The sequence below is a fragment of the Epilithonimonas sp. genome, from assembly GCF_032054305.1.
GTDB lineage: Bacteria > Bacteroidota > Bacteroidia > Flavobacteriales > Weeksellaceae > Epilithonimonas.
Window position 1 is genome coordinate 35,432 of record NZ_DAMBSX010000002.1, and the last position, 14,595, is coordinate 50,026.

At 33.6% G+C, this 14,595-nt stretch carries 9 protein-coding genes and 1 tRNA gene; 6 read left to right on the forward strand and 4 right to left on the reverse strand.

Going from position 1 to position 14,595, the window contains the following annotated elements; genetic code table 11:
• Nucleotides 1-123 precede the first annotated feature (123 nt).
• A complete protein-coding gene (locus RTX21_RS04165) occupies nt 124-957 on the forward strand; it encodes an aldo/keto reductase (RefSeq protein ID WP_312765501.1) in 834 nt (277 codons plus the stop codon).
• Nucleotides 958-1,148: 191 nt separating this feature from the next.
• On the opposite strand, the gene RTX21_RS04170 is transcribed toward RTX21_RS04165, so the two are convergent.
• Genes RTX21_RS04170 through RTX21_RS04185 form a run of 4 tightly spaced genes read right to left on the reverse strand, consistent with a single transcriptional unit; the run spans nt 1,149 to nt 5,422 of the window.
• On the reverse strand, nt 1,149-1,529 hold the full coding sequence (locus tag RTX21_RS04170) for a response regulator transcription factor (RefSeq protein ID WP_312765503.1): 381 nt from the start codon (nt 1,527-1,529) through the stop codon (nt 1,149-1,151).
• A gap of 12 nt (nt 1,530-1,541) precedes the next feature.
• Nucleotides 1,542-3,398 (reverse strand): ATP-binding protein, encoded by a 1,857-nt coding sequence (locus tag RTX21_RS04175; RefSeq protein WP_312765505.1) that lies wholly within the window; start codon nt 3,396-3,398, stop codon nt 1,542-1,544.
• 34 nt (nt 3,399-3,432) lie between these two features.
• Nucleotides 3,433-3,750: a DUF962 domain-containing protein gene (locus tag RTX21_RS04180; protein ID WP_312765507.1), complete on the reverse strand. Its 318-nt coding sequence runs from the start codon at nt 3,748-3,750 to the stop codon at nt 3,433-3,435.
• Nucleotides 3,737-5,422, reverse strand: coding sequence for an amino acid permease (locus RTX21_RS04185; protein ID WP_312765509.1), 1,686 nt, complete (start codon nt 5,420-5,422; stop codon nt 3,737-3,739). The genes RTX21_RS04180 and RTX21_RS04185 overlap by 14 nt, the downstream gene beginning before the upstream one ends.
• A 338-nt stretch (nt 5,423-5,760) precedes the next feature.
• On the opposite strand from RTX21_RS04185, the gene RTX21_RS04190 reads away from it, so the two are divergent.
• The 5 genes from RTX21_RS04190 to RTX21_RS04210 all read left to right on the forward strand — a co-directional run bounded on the left by RTX21_RS04190 (nt 5,761) and on the right by RTX21_RS04210 (nt 14,201).
• The gene (locus tag RTX21_RS04190; RefSeq protein ID WP_312765512.1) at nt 5,761-7,158 is read left to right on the forward strand and encodes a DUF262 domain-containing protein; all 1,398 of its coding nucleotides are present in this window, start codon (nt 5,761-5,763) and stop codon (nt 7,156-7,158) included.
• A complete protein-coding gene (locus RTX21_RS04195; protein ID WP_312765514.1) occupies nt 7,148-8,956 on the forward strand; it encodes a DUF262 domain-containing protein in 1,809 nt (602 codons plus the stop codon). The genes RTX21_RS04190 and RTX21_RS04195 overlap by 11 nt, the downstream gene beginning before the upstream one ends.
• A 214-nt stretch (nt 8,957-9,170) precedes the next feature.
• A complete protein-coding gene (locus RTX21_RS04200; RefSeq protein ID WP_312765516.1) occupies nt 9,171-12,140 on the forward strand; it encodes a tetratricopeptide repeat protein in 2,970 nt (989 codons plus the stop codon).
• Nucleotides 12,141-12,335: 195 nt separating this feature from the next.
• Complete coding sequence (locus RTX21_RS04205) at nt 12,336-14,114, forward strand: TonB-dependent receptor (protein ID WP_312765517.1); 1,779 nt, start codon at nt 12,336-12,338, stop codon at nt 14,112-14,114.
• Between the two features lie 10 nt (nt 14,115-14,124).
• Nucleotides 14,125-14,201, forward strand: a tRNA-Arg gene (locus RTX21_RS04210).
• Nucleotides 14,202-14,595 lie beyond the last annotated feature (394 nt).

Sequence of the window (14,595 nt, forward strand, 5' to 3'; positions counted from 1 at the left end):
TTCAAATTTAGGAAATATCATTACAAGAATCATTATAATTTTTTGATTCTTCCATTAGCTGAATTATTTTCAGAACTAATTCTGATGGCGTAATTTTGGCTTTCGAAAAATCAAATTTTTAAAATGAAAAATGTAATTCTAAATAACGGAACTGAGATTCCGGAAATAGGTTTTGGAACCTGGCAAACGACGGAAAGTGTTCAGAAAACTTTAAAAACGGCTTTGGAAGCTGGTTATAAACATATTGACACAGCTGATATATATGGAAACGAAGCTGAAATAGGAGAGGCTATTGAAGAATCGGGAATTGCAAGAAAGGATTTGTACCTTACTACGAAAATATGGAATAGCAATAGGAGTGCAGATGGCGTAAAATATTCCGTAGAACAATCGCTTAAAAAACTGAAAACCAATTATCTTGACTTATTATTGATTCATTGGCCAGCGAATGCAAAACAATTTGAAAATTGGAAAGAAATCAATGCGGAAACTTGGAAAGCAATGGAGGGGTTTTATAAGTCGGGAGTTGTAAAAACCATCGGTGTAAGTAATTTTATGTTGCCACAAATCAAAGCATTGTTGGAAACTGCAGAAGTAATCCCGGCCGTGAATCAGATAGAATTTCATCCGGGTTATGTCCAGCAAGATGTCGTCGATTTTTGTAAAGAAAAAGGAATTGCGATAGAGGCGTGGAGTCCAATTGGTTCCGGAAGACTGCTGAAAGATGATGATTTGAAAGCTATTGCGGATAAATATGATGTCTCGCCTGCCATTCTTTGTATACAGTTTTGCCTGCAATCTGGTGTGATTGCCTTGCCTAAATCAGAAAATCCGACCAATATCTATAATAACTTGCATTTCGAGAGATTCAAGATATCGGAAAGTGATATGAAGGCACTAAAAACATTGAAAGAAACTGGTTTCTCCGGTTTGAATCCAGAAACAGTTGATTTCTAAATCCATATTAAAAATAATAAGATCCGTTTTAATTTTTAAAGCGGATCTTTAATTTATAAATGAATTCGAATTTTCAGATATTGTAAATTTTCTACGTTTCTTAATAACATAGAATTATATTACATGCCTTTACGATTGTCGAAGCAATAGGTCAATTCAATTTTACAAGAATAATGAAACTGCCAAAAAAATCATTCAGTAGATTTGTTCGAATAGTATCTTATTTTTTCTACAATTTCTCCAAGGTCAAAGGGTTTCGGAATAAAATCTATCGCACCGCTTTCTATTGCAGAATCGCCCAGACCTCGACTTGCAGACATTATGACAACAGGAATGTTCTTGAAGTCCTGATGCGCTTTTATCATTTTGCAGATATCGCGACCGTCCTCGCCGGACAACCACATATCCATCAGAATGACATCCGGTTTTGATGAAATTGAGAGAGAGTTGAACATCTCTGATCCTTTTTCGTAATTATCAACGTCGTACCCTTCCATATTGAGCATCAATTTAACTGAATCTAAAATTGCTGGACTGTCGTCTACGACATATATTTTTTTTGAATTTGGCATTTTTATTAAGTATTATTTGTGTTTAGGGATCTCAAAACAAAACTCAGATCCTTTTCCTTCAACAGAATTTACAAAAATCCTGCCACCGCTTCTTTTTATAATCTCGGATGAGATATATAATCCCAATCCAAGTCCTGGAAATGTATATTCTTTGCTTCCGCTGACTCTGTAATATTGTTCGAAAACCTTACTTTGTTTATCCTCCGGAATACCGATTCCATAGTCTTTTACACTAAAATGCACACACCCTTCGTCGGTTAATTTTGTTGTGATCCGTATCTTGTCCGAATCAGGAGAATATTTGATGGCATTGCTTATGAGATTGGTCATTACTTGCGAAATTCTATTCTTATCGCCGGTAATTGTTCCGATTGATTCCGCTTCGACATATATTCTGTGCCGTGTGCTCATCTGTTGTTCTTCAACAACTTCATTCACAAGCTCATCAAAATCGAATTCGCTTCTGTTGAGAAGGATTTTCCCATTCTGTATTTTTGTGACATCCAGCAGATCATTGACAAGACTCGTGAGCTTGTTGATCTGTTCATCCATTTTCATCGCAACATCTGCATTTTTATTGTCGTCTTGTCTTCGGAGATTTTTTTCCAGAAACTGGGAATAGAGCTTTAGACTGGTCAACGGTGTCTTCAGTTCGTGACTTGCAATGCCAAGAAAGTTGTCTTTCTGTTGCTGAAATTGTTTGAATTCGTTGATTTCTGTACAGGTTCCGATCCATTGTATTACTTCTCCATTTTCATCTTTTATAGGAACTGCTCGTCCTAAAAACCATTCATATGAATTTTCTTTTGTCCTGTCCCGGAACTGATATTCGATTTCATAGCCTTGCTTATTTTTCTGGCTGGTTTTCCAAAGGCTGATCGCTCTTTTATAATCATCGGGATGAAGGATTTTGCTTGCTGCATTTTCTCTGGAATCTATACCCTCAAATCCTGTGTAATCGTACCATTTTTTATTATAATAATCTATGTTTCCGTTTTTGTCAGCGGTCCAGATAATGATCGGCAAACTATCTGCAAGGTTTTTATACTTTCCTTCGTTTTCCTCAATTTTCTTTTTCGCAATTACAAGGTCGGTAACGTCGGTTGCAAAGTTCAATATTGCATAGACTTTTCCATGGTCATTGATGAGAGGTTTGTAAGAAAAATTATAATAGAAGGTTTCGAGTTTACCGTCTTTTTCCAGTAATACTTTGTCTTCTGTGGCAGAATAAGTTTTACCAGTCCTGAAAACATCTTTTAAAATGTCCAAAAACGGTTGACCTTCCAGCTCTGGGATTCCTTCGTGTATTTTTTGCCCAATTACAGATCTTGTCTTTCCCCAAGCGTCCAGCATTTTATCATTCGCAATTTCGATGATAAAATTTTCGCCTTTATAGAGAGCTATCGCGTAATCGGACTCTTTGATTAGATTTTCGAATTTATATTCAGTTTCTGCGAGCTTGGTTTCTGCTAAAACCTGATCTGTAACTTCCGTGGCAACCACACTGATTCCGATGACCTCTGTTTCATCATCATTATAAATGGGTGCGTAAATGAAATCAAAGTAACATTCTTCCGTTTTTCCGTTTCTGACAAGGTATGCGAGTTGTTTATAACCTTTATAGGGCTTCCCTGTTTTCCTAACATTTGAAAGAATCTCCATAAATGGCTGTCCCTCGAGTTCCGGCAAAGCATCTATTAATTTTGAACCGATGATCTCTGCCGGCTTTCCCCATAAGTGAAGCATTTGAGGATTGGCAACCTTGACGATAAAATCATCACCTATCAACATTGACAAAGCTACGGGAGCCTGTATAAGTAGTAGCGCAAGAGAATCTTGAGAAATATTGGTTTTGATGAAATTCTTCATTGTAAAATAGACAATAAATTTACTGCAATAATGCTTATTTTGAAAATTTTTGTTTTCCTATTAATAATTCGAAAAATAATCTGAAATCTGATGTCAACGACCAAATCGGATATTTGAATGTAGAAGGTGTATTCCGTTCAAATACTGCATGGCTGAACCAAGCAAATCCATATCCGAAAATAGGACAATACCATAGAAATCGTTCTTTTCCAGACTGTAAGACATAAAAAATAACCGCAAAAACTAATAAAATTCCAAGGAAATGAAACGCTCTAGTTAGCGGTTTACTGTGTTCTGTAAGATAAAACTGATAAAATTCCTTATAGGTTTTGATTTTATTAGGAGATTCCATTTTTGGTTTGATTTAGTTTGCTGTTCTTATATCCATAAAGGAAATAAATTATCAAACCTATAGCAAACCATAGTCCAAACCAGAACCAATTCTCATGGCTCATCCCGGTTAACAGATAAAGACAAGAACTAAGCCCGATCAAAGGAATCAATGAGAGATTTTTAACGATAGCTAATCCACATAAAGCCAAATTTATAATGATAAAAATAATGATAGCCAAACGGAATTCGCCTTCGTTGGGGTCATTGATATTAGTTAAATTATGGAAAAATTCTGGCTGGTAAAAATAAAAAAATACTAACCCACCGATGAAGATCAATGGAAAGAAAACCTTACCATTGATATAAGGCAAATGGAATCTGCCTTTGATCTTTTCTTTCGGAGGTAACATGAGGACGCCACCACAAACTAACACAAAAGCGAAAATAGTTCCGATACTCGTGAAATCTAGAATGAAGGTTTTATCTGTAAATAGAATTGGTATGCCGACTACGATGCCTGTAACAATCGTTGCGAAGGAAGGGACTTTGTTTTTGCTGTGAACTTCCTGAAATTTCTTAGGTAAAAGGCCATCTCTCGACATTGCCATCCAGATTCTCGGTTGTCCCATTTGGAAAACCAGAAGCACGGTCGTAATCGCAACAATCGCAATCAATGCTACAATGAATTCCATCCAGGGAAGATTAAGGTTTGATTTATCAAATACGAAAGATAATGGATCTCCGATTCCGTCAAATTTTCTATAATCTACCAAACCGGTTAATGTTAAAGTTAAAACGATATAAATAACTGTACAAAGCCCAAGGGAAATCAGCATTCCTTTTGGCAGGTCTTTTTGAGGATTCTTGGTTTCTTCTGACAAAACCGAAATCGCATCAAAACCGATATAGGCAAAGAAAACACCAGAAACCGCAGACATCACACCAGCAAAGCCGTTCGGCATAAAAGAACCGGAGGTTGGGGTAGAGGTGGTTGGAAACCAATTTCCCGTATTTACATAACCAACGCCGACTGCAATTACTAAAAGAATAACAAATAGTTTTAGAATGACAAAAAAGTTATTGAAGTTCTTACTTTCCTTTATTCCCTGATAACAAAGCCAGGTTATTAAACCATTGATTATGAGCGCAGGGATGTCAACGATAATTTTCAATCCACCAATAATTGGTGCCGATTTCCAAGCGTTGATAAGTTCTCCGTTACTGGAATTGTTAATAAAAGCTTTTTTGGCCTCGGTATAACTACAAGTGAGATAATCCGGAATGTGAATCCCGATTCTTTCCATAAAGCTGGTAAAGTAATCTGACCAGGAAAAGGCAACATAGATGTTTCCGAAAGAATATTCCATAATCAGAGCCCAGCCGATAACCCAAGCTATCAATTCCCCAAAACTGGCATAAGCATAGGTGTAAGCACTTCCTGCGGTCGGAATCCGGCTAGCAAATTCTGCGTAACAAAGTGCAGTGAAGGCACAGGCAAAACCACAGATCAGATATAAAACAATGACGCCCGGACCGCCTCGGAAAATAGCTTCTCCCAAACTACTGAAGCTTCCTGCACCAATAATGGCAGCGATACCAAAAAATACAATATCCCAAGTGCCTAAAACCCGATTCAGTTGTCCGTTATCTGTATTTTCTGCGTAGTGTTTTCTTCTGAAAAGTGAACTCATATAAGGTTAAAATTTTGTGAAAGGAACAAATGTAATAAAAATTTGATGGTTTTGTTAAAATTTGTTAAGTGAATATTGGATTTGTTTCCCCAAAGAAACGCCAATATTATTTTGAGTATAAAGTCAATGAATTTCTTATAATGTATTCAGATTACTCTTTGTTAAATAGAAGATATTATTAGTTAATTGGAAATATTACACTTCGCAGCTTAAAAAAGATTGTGTTAATTTTTATTATGAATACGGATTATAAAGCCAAATTCTGAAAATGCGATTTTTTTGAAAATGGGGAAATTCGGATTGTACTTTTTATATATTTGAGAAAAAATTAGTAACCTATGAATTTTATACCTTATTTGGAAGAAAAGGTTCTTGAGCAAATTGGAACTTTCGATTTAAAAATTCCAAAATATCAACGTCCATACAAATGGAGAAAAGAGCACGTTATACAGCTACTTGATGACCTCTATGAAAACATTTATCAAAAACCTAATAACAAATATAGAGCAGGAAGCATCATTATACATCAGGATGGCAACGATTGTAATGTTGTTGATGGTCAACAAAGATTGACAACATTGACGCTGATTTTTCTATTCCTTAAAAGACAAAAGAATATTAGTTCTGATCTTAAATTACTTTTTGGAACAAAATTTAAAAATATAATTTCAAAAAACAACATTAAATATAACTATAAGGTCATCGAGAATTGGTTTAATTCCAAATCGTTTGATAATAAAGATCTACAATATTTTGCAAAAAAAATTGAGACTCAATTACAATTTGTGCAGGTCACAGTAAGTAAACAAGATGAAGCTTTTCAACTTTTTGATTCGCAAAATTCCAGAGGCAAAGCACTTTTTCCTGAAGATTTACTCAAAGCTTTTCATCTCCGGGAAATGGAAAAGGATGGATATCCAGAAATAGATTTGGAAAAGTATTCGATAAAATGGGAGGATTACATTCTAGACGAAAAAAAACTGATAAATATTTTAGGCCATCATCTTTTTCGAATCAGAAAGTGGACAAAGGGAGATAAGGAATATTCTTTTTCAAAATTTCATATTAATGAGTTCAAGGGAATTAGTCTGAGCTCAAAAAATATGTATAATTATGATTTGCCTTTCAGAGTCTTAGAAGGTTATAGCCAAAATACTCAGAATGACCGTTTGTTGAGAAATTTCCACATACCAAACAAATATCCATTTCAGCTTACAATGCCAATCATTAATGGAAAAAACTTTTTTGAATATGTTTTTCATTATTTGGAGCTGAACGAGGAGTTGTTTTATAAAACAGAAAAAAATAGATTCAATAGTTTTTATAATCAATTGTGTTTTGGAAATAATACACAGAAATATTTATCGGAAGATTTCGAATATGAAAAAAGTTGGAGAACTGGTGATGTGAAAGTTAGAAATCTATTTGAAAATATTTGTTTGCTGTATGTAGATAGATTCGGAATTGGAAATTTTGATAAGGTTTATTTTGAAGAATTTTATAAAAATGCCTATCAATTGAGATTGGATAATAAAGCGATTAGCGATAATAGTATATTAAATTACAAAAAAGGACAAAAGTTTTTCAAATCAATACCTAATTCCTATTCGCCGGAAGAACTGCATAGTGATTTATTTTGTAATTATTTTTCTGAAAAAAAATGGGCAGAACAAGATTTTGTAAGCAGTACAGAAGATATTTATGGATATTTAAAAGGGGGAAAAAATGCAGGATAAAAGACAAGAAGCAATTTCTATAGAGAACATACTTTTTGAGGATCAATATCTTGTTCCAATATATCAGAGAAATTATGAATGGGAAAAAGAACAAATTTCTAAGCTGATTACTGATATCAAAAATTTTGATGGTAAATATTACTTAGGAACATTAGTAACATCAAAAACATCAAATGGTCAATTTGAATTAATTGATGGACAACAAAGACATACGACCTTAAATCTTATCAAATACTATTTAAAAGAACAAATAGAACAAAATTTCACCGAAAATAAACGCTATAAAAAATGTTTTGAAACTCATAATATTAATTTTCAAGCTAGAAAAGAATGTAAATTCTTTTTTGATAAACTTGTGAATGGTACAAACAGTCTTCCAGAAAATTTTAAATCTAAGAATCTTTTAAATGGAATTAATATTATAAAAAATATTTTTATTGAGGAGAAAATTGATATAGAGAAATTCGCAGATAAGTTTTTTGATAAAACATTTTTATTCAGAACAGAATTGCCGGAAAACACAAACCTTAATCATTATTTTGAGATAATGAACAACAGGGGCGAACAACTGGAAAAACATGAGATTCTCAAAGCGCAACTGATGGGAATATTAAAAAATGATAATAAGGAAGACTTTTTCTCTGAGATTTGGGATGCTTGCTCGGATATGGGAGATTATATCTGGAACAATTTTAAAAGAGAGTTTTCACTGAAAATATTTTCTAAAGATATTTTTGACTTCGATAGTCTCTTGCATGAATTTAATGAAATATCTAAACAACAAGAAGCCAATAATGATATCGATTTTTACGGATTAGATGATATTATTGAAAGTCACAATATCTCTGATAAATTTTCTCAGGAAGAACAGGAAAAGACTGCAAAATTCCGTTCTGTTTTGGACTTTTCAGAATTTTTAATTTATACTTACAACAATATCAATCTTACAGAAAATACCTATGATGATAAAAAGCTTCTAGAAATTTTCAAGGATTATGTCGATTCAGAAAATTTTATTATAGAACTGCTGAAAACAAGGATCTATTTTGATAAATATGTTGTAAAACAAGTCCTTAATGCAGATGATAAAAATCAAAATTGGGGAATCAGGGATTTTGAAACTAAAGACAATATTTATAATCTAAAAGAAACTGCTTTTGAAAATAGTAAATATGAAGATAAAATAGAGATGCTACAATCTATGTTTTATTACTCGGGAATCGCAAATATAAAGAAAGAGTGGCTTGTGAACCTTCTCAAAGAACAACCAAAGAGTGATGAGGAAATTTACAATAATTTGTTGCGATTGTTTCATCTCGAAATAAATAAAATAAACATATCTGAAAAATATCCCGAAATAAATACAAAGACTTTTTATTATATTGATTACATGCTTTGGGAAACGTACTTCAATTTCTTAAAAGGAGAAACCAATTTGGACAAACTGCCATTGGCCATCAAAAATTTGGGCGGAAAAATTAACAAAGATTTATTTTCTAATTTTAAATTTAGACAGCTAAATTCTAAAGAACATCTATTACCACAATCGCAAGCTAATAAAGAAGAAGAAATTGTTCTAAATGATCTAGGTAATCTTTGTCTGATCTCAGCTTCCCAAAATTCTTCTGCAAATGACCAACATCCGAAGTATAAGAGAAGAGACTTTCAAAGCGATAATTCTAGCTTAAAAAGATTGATTATGTTTGCAAATTTTATTGAAGATGAATATTCTATAAATAGTATCAAAGCACACCAAGATGAAATGGTAGAATTTTTAGATTACTACAAAAAAAATTAACTCAAAATCCTCACTTTCAGAAAGTGAGAATCTTAAACCAAAACTCTTTACCAGTCAGTTATATTTAATTCCCAATAAAATTCCGTCAAATAATATCTTTTCCCTATTTTCGTTGAAAAAGGAACAAACTTTGTTGAATATGCGTCTTTAACAGCAGTTTGTCAGTCTGAGGCTCTCGAAGACAATAAAAGGATTTAAGAAAATTCAATCATCAATGAATTCAAAAAAAATATTAATAGCTTCGATGTTATCGCTTTACGGGATTTCCGAGGCACAACAATCTCGATTTTTCACCCAAAAAGAAGACTATCAATTCGGATTGGCGGAGAATCTTTATCAAACCAAGGTTTACAACGCCTCACAATACGAATATTCTCAACAATATTTTTACAATCAAAGTCTAAGCAATTCCAGAAAAGAAGCATCACTGTTTTTTAGCAATGTGATCGGCGTGATTTTGCAGCAGCAATATGCAGAAGAAGGCTTGAATGCTTTTATGAAAGAATATCCGAAGTCTGCTTATTTTGCTCAAGCCAACGGACCTTTAGCAGATTATTATCTGGCAAAAAAAGATTTTGAAAAAGCTTTGGAAACTTTGCAGAAAGTCAATCAATACCAGCTGAACAAAGAGGAAAATACACAGCATATTATGAAGCTGGGTTATGCTAAGTTTATGACAGGAGATTCGGCCGGAGCAATTGAAGCGTTGGAAGAATCTTTCAAAAATGCTGATGAGAATAGCAAACCTGCCATTTCTTACATGTTGGGACATCTGTATTATGCAGACAAGCAAAATGAAAATGCCTTTATCTATTTCGACCAAATCAAAAATAATGAGGAATATGCACATTTGGTGAAGCCTTATTATGTACAGATGTATTACAATCAGAAGAAATATGATTTGGCAATCTCCGAAGGAAATGAAATCCTGAACAACGGAAAAACAACAGCTTACGATACAGAAATCCATAAGATAGTAGGGGAGAGCTACTTTATGAAAGGGGATTATCAATCGGCTTATCCACACTTGAAATTATTCCTTGATAAAGAACAAACGCCGTCTGAAACGGATCTTTATGAAATGGGATTTGTTTCTTCTCAAGTGGGAAAAAATGCCGAAGCAGTTGGTTATTACAACCAATTGATCAGCAACAATTCTCCTTTGGCACAAAACGCTTATTATCAGCTCGGGAATGCTTATTTGCAAAACAATCAAAAACAGGAAGCGCTTTCTGCTTATCGTAACGCGTCTCAGATGAACTATGATGCTAAAGTTCAGCAATTGGCTTTGGAGCAATATGCAAAATTAGGTTACGAATTAGGAAATCCATTTGAGAATTCATCAAAAGTGATTCAGAGATATTTGGATAAATATCCGAATTCTAAATCTCAGGAAATGAGGTCTCTTCTGGTTAAATCCTATTTATATTCCGGAGATTATAAAGCGACTTTGGATGCTCTTTCAAAACTGGACCAGAAAACCAATGAGACAAAAAAAATAGAGCAGGAGGTTTCCTATTTATTAGGTTCTGAAGAATTTAACAAAGGAAATTTTGATGTGGCTGAAACTTATTTAAAGCGCAGCCTTCAATTCAACTTAAATAAAGAATTTTATAAGAAAGCGCAATATTGGTTAGGTCAAACTTACTATCAAAAAGGCGATTATAAATCTGCTATTGCAACCTACACAAAGCTCGAAAACGAAACCGCGGAAGGCTTTCCAGAACGTGAGCAGTTGGACTATGATTTAGGTTATGCTTATTTTAAGTCTAAAGATTTTGCGCAGGCGCAGGAATATTTCAAAGAATATCTGAGATTCCCGAAACAGGAATTCAAAGCGGATGCAGAATTGCGTTTGGCTGATACTTATTATGCGAATAATCAATTGAATGAAGCTTTAGATATTTATAATAAAACCGAAAACGCCAGCGATTACACTTTGTATCAAAAAGCTTTGGCTTTAGGTTTCAAGGGCGATACAGTTGCGAAGATTTCTGAATTGAAAACATTGATTTCAAAATACCCGAATTCAGAATATGTGGATGATGCGAGTTATGAAATAGGTTCTGCTTATGCACAGAATGATGATTTCAGTAATTCCAATTCATACTTTGATAAAGTTATCAAATCTAGTCCGGATAAAGATTTGGTAGCAAATTCTCAGATTTACAGAGCTCAGAATTTAATTGATTTGAATCAGAATGAAAATGCTATTGTTGAATTTCGACAATTAGCAAATCAGTATAAAAATACAGCTTATGCAGACAAAATTGTTGCAGCTGCAAAACCTGCTTTTGTAAAAAATGGCGATGTTGCAGGCTATGAACAATTTGCAAAAGGTCTGAATATTAATGTTTCCGGAACAGAAATCAGTGAAATCAATCTGAATCTTGCACAGGAAAGTTTCTCTAAAAAAGATTATACAAAAGCGGTTTCTTATTACGAAAAATACCTTGACCAAAGCCCAAGTGGCGATAATCTTTTCAAAGCGCAGTATGAGTTGGGCGAAAGTTATTATCAGTTGAAAAAAATTGATAAAGCACTGTTACCATTGCAAAACGTAGCTGATTTCCAAAACGATTATCAGCAGGAAGCTCAAGTTAGGTTAGCCCAGATTTATCTAGCTCAGGATAAAGTAGCAGATGCTAAAAAATATCTGGAACAGAATGCGAATTCCACCAACGTAACGGTTAAAAACTTCGCTTCGGTTGAGTTGATGAAAATCTATGCGGACGAAAAGAACTTTGCTGAAGCTGAAAAATATGCAAATGCGGTACTTTCTAACACAAAAAACTCAGCAGCAACTTTGGAACAAGCGAAAGTCATCAAGGCGAGAAGTCTGATGAATCAAGGAAAAGACAAAGATGCGCAAACGGCTTACGCAGTCTTAGAAAAGTCATCAAATACGGAAGTCGCTGCGGAAGCTTTGTATGCGAAAGCTTTTTATCAGAATAAAGGAAAGGCCTTCAAATCGTCTAATGAAACTATTTTCAAATTAGCTAATAATTATGCTTCGGAAGAATATTGGGGCGCAAAAGCTTTGGTCCTGATGGCGAAAAATTATCTGGCTCTGAAAGATAACTACCAGGCAAGTTATACTGTGGACGAAATCATCAATAACTATGGTGATTTCCCAGAGATTGTTGCTGAAGCAAAAGAAGTAAAAGCGCAGATTAAGAAGTAAATGAAATATTGGCTTTGTTTTTTAATCGCAAAGTCGCAAAAATTAAATAATAGAAATGTTGAGAGACGCAAAGATTTTATCTTCGATAAAATTGGAATTTTAAGATTTGAATCTTTCTTTGCGACTTTTAAAAAAGTTTTTGAATCCAAACAAATTGCGCCTTTGCGATTAATTTGATTTTAAATAAAAATTTAAATGAACAAACTAAAATATATCGCCGTTTTGGCATTTTTGGGAACAGTCGGAATCTCGGAATTAGGTGCTCAAATCAAAGAAGAGCAATTGATTCTTAATAGAAAAAGAGAACCGGAAGTCAAGAAAATCGAGAAGAAGAAAACATCTGTTGTTCAGGAAAAAAACTATCCGCCGGATAGCAAGAAAAAGGAGGATTCACTCAATCTGAAATATGATATTGTGAATGTTCCGCCAGTTTCGGATTTCAAAACAACAGAGATCCAAGGCGAAGATATTTCTCCAAAATTCTCCAATGATTATCAGTCTAATTATTTCAGATTAGGTTATGGAAATTATGGGAAGTTTCTGGCTGACGCTAATATCTCAGGAAAAATTCAGGAGAATGTAGAGATTGGTGCCGATGCGCATTATCTTTCTACAAGCGGTTTGAAAAAGGTTTATGATTGGGATTCCAAGCAAAATGAAGCTAAAATAGGTGTGTTTTCCAACATTTATACAGAAACCGGAAAATTTAATATTGATGCTAATTATGCATTCAATAATTATAATTATTATGGGATTTATGCTTTGACACCATCAAGCAATGATTTGGACTTGGAACAGAAAGTCAACAAATTCAGTGTGAATGGTTATTACGACCATTATTCCAATGATATTCTGAATAACGTTCGTGTGAAATCTTATTTCTTGAGCGACCATTTTGGAGCGAGTGAAAACTATGCGAATGCAGAATTGAATTTGTCAAAGCACGATTTTTCTGTTTACGATGATATCACAGCTAATGGAGATTTGGGAATCAATCTGGAAACAGTTAACTCTAAATTTGATATCCTGAATAAGAATAATAATAATCAATTCAATTTTACATTGTCACCAAAGGTTACTTTTTACAAAGGCGATTCCTATTTGTTGATTGGCTCTGATTTCAGCTTCCTTAATTCTAAAAATTCAAGTAATATTACTGAAGAATCAAAGAATAATAAATTCTATTGGTTTCCAAAAGCAGAAGTTTTGGTAGCTGCAGCGGATGAATTCAAATTTTACGGCGGAATTGATGGCGGTTTAAAACTCAATACTTACGGGAATTTGTTAGATGAAAATCCATTCTTGATTTCTGATTTGATTTTAACACCCACTGAAACCAAATATCATTTCTATTTCGGTTTGAAAGGTGATGTTGACCAGACTTTCAAATATGATGTTAATGCAGGATTCAGCAAAGTGAATAATGCTCAGTTTTTCTACAATAATAATTTGTTTGATACTAATATCACTGCTGACAGAAAAGGTTATGATTATGCAAATACTTTCAGTTCAATCTATGATAATGGAACTTTGATGGAAGTAAAAGGAGATTTACAGGTTTTCCCGATGGAAAATCTGACTGTTGATGCCGGTTTGCATTTTATGAAGTATAAGCTAGATAACCTTGAAGAAGTTTATTATAAGCCATTATTCCAGTTTAATCTTGGTGCAAAATATACGATGCTGGAGAAAAAACTGAATCTTGGTTTTAAAGCTTATTTTGTAACAGACAGAACATCAAATTCTTATGATATATCTACAAATCCTTTAGGCTTCGGATATATCTCAAATGAAAATATAAATGAGAAAGTTGGGGGATATGCAGATTTAAATCTTTCTGCAGAGTATAAAATTCACAAAAATTTCAGTATTTTCGCACTTGGAAATAATCTTCTAGGTGCCAAATATCAGAATTATCTGGGCTACAAAGTCTTGGGAGCGCAGTTTTTAGGAGGTGTGAAGATTAATTTTTAAAATAAGAAATGGCTTCGTAGTTCAACTGGATAGAATATCGGATTTCGGCTCCGAGGGTTGGGGGTTCGAACCCCTCCGAAGTCACCATTGGGAGAAAGCATATCTAAAGATGCTTTCTCCTTTTTTATTCTGTAATTGATTGTTAATAAGTATTATCTGAGTAAGTGTAGAGTTTAAAGTGGTATTCGAATGCCATTTCGTGAATTCCCAGTTTTCAGCTAAAATTGACACAGTATACAACTTTTAGTTTCATTATCACCATTTACCAAAGACCAGTTCGTCGCATAATCATCGATTCTAGAATTGAATCTAAGAAATTAATAAGCTTTAAAATCATTAAAAAAAATTTTATTTACGTTTATAAAAGTGATTCAAATCATAAAAATATTAAATAATATTTCATTATGCAGTTTGATAAGACAATAAGCTTTGGCAAAGGAATTGTTTGGTATAAATGACTAAACTATTCTTTTTCAGTAAC

Coding starts and splice junctions, on each gene's coding strand:
- RTX21_RS04205 (WP_312765517.1), top strand. CDS start 12,336: ATGAACAAACTAAAATATATCGCCGTTTTGGCATTTTTGGGAACAGTC.
- RTX21_RS04200 (WP_312765516.1), top strand. CDS start 9,171: ATGAATTCAAAAAAAATATTAATAGCTTCGATGTTATCGCTTTACGGG.
- RTX21_RS04175 (WP_312765505.1), bottom strand. CDS start 3,398: ATGAAGAATTTCATCAAAACCAATATTTCTCAAGATTCTCTTGCGCTA.
- RTX21_RS04190 (WP_312765512.1), top strand. CDS start 5,761: ATGAATTTTATACCTTATTTGGAAGAAAAGGTTCTTGAGCAAATTGGA.
- RTX21_RS04170 (WP_312765503.1), bottom strand. CDS start 1,529: ATGCCAAATTCAAAAAAAATATATGTCGTAGACGACAGTCCAGCAATT.
- RTX21_RS04195 (WP_312765514.1), top strand. CDS start 7,148: ATGCAGGATAAAAGACAAGAAGCAATTTCTATAGAGAACATACTTTTT.
- RTX21_RS04185 (WP_312765509.1), bottom strand. CDS start 5,422: ATGAGTTCACTTTTCAGAAGAAAACACTACGCAGAAAATACAGATAAC.
- RTX21_RS04180 (WP_312765507.1), bottom strand. CDS start 3,750: ATGGAATCTCCTAATAAAATCAAAACCTATAAGGAATTTTATCAGTTT.
- RTX21_RS04165 (WP_312765501.1), top strand. CDS start 124: ATGAAAAATGTAATTCTAAATAACGGAACTGAGATTCCGGAAATAGGT.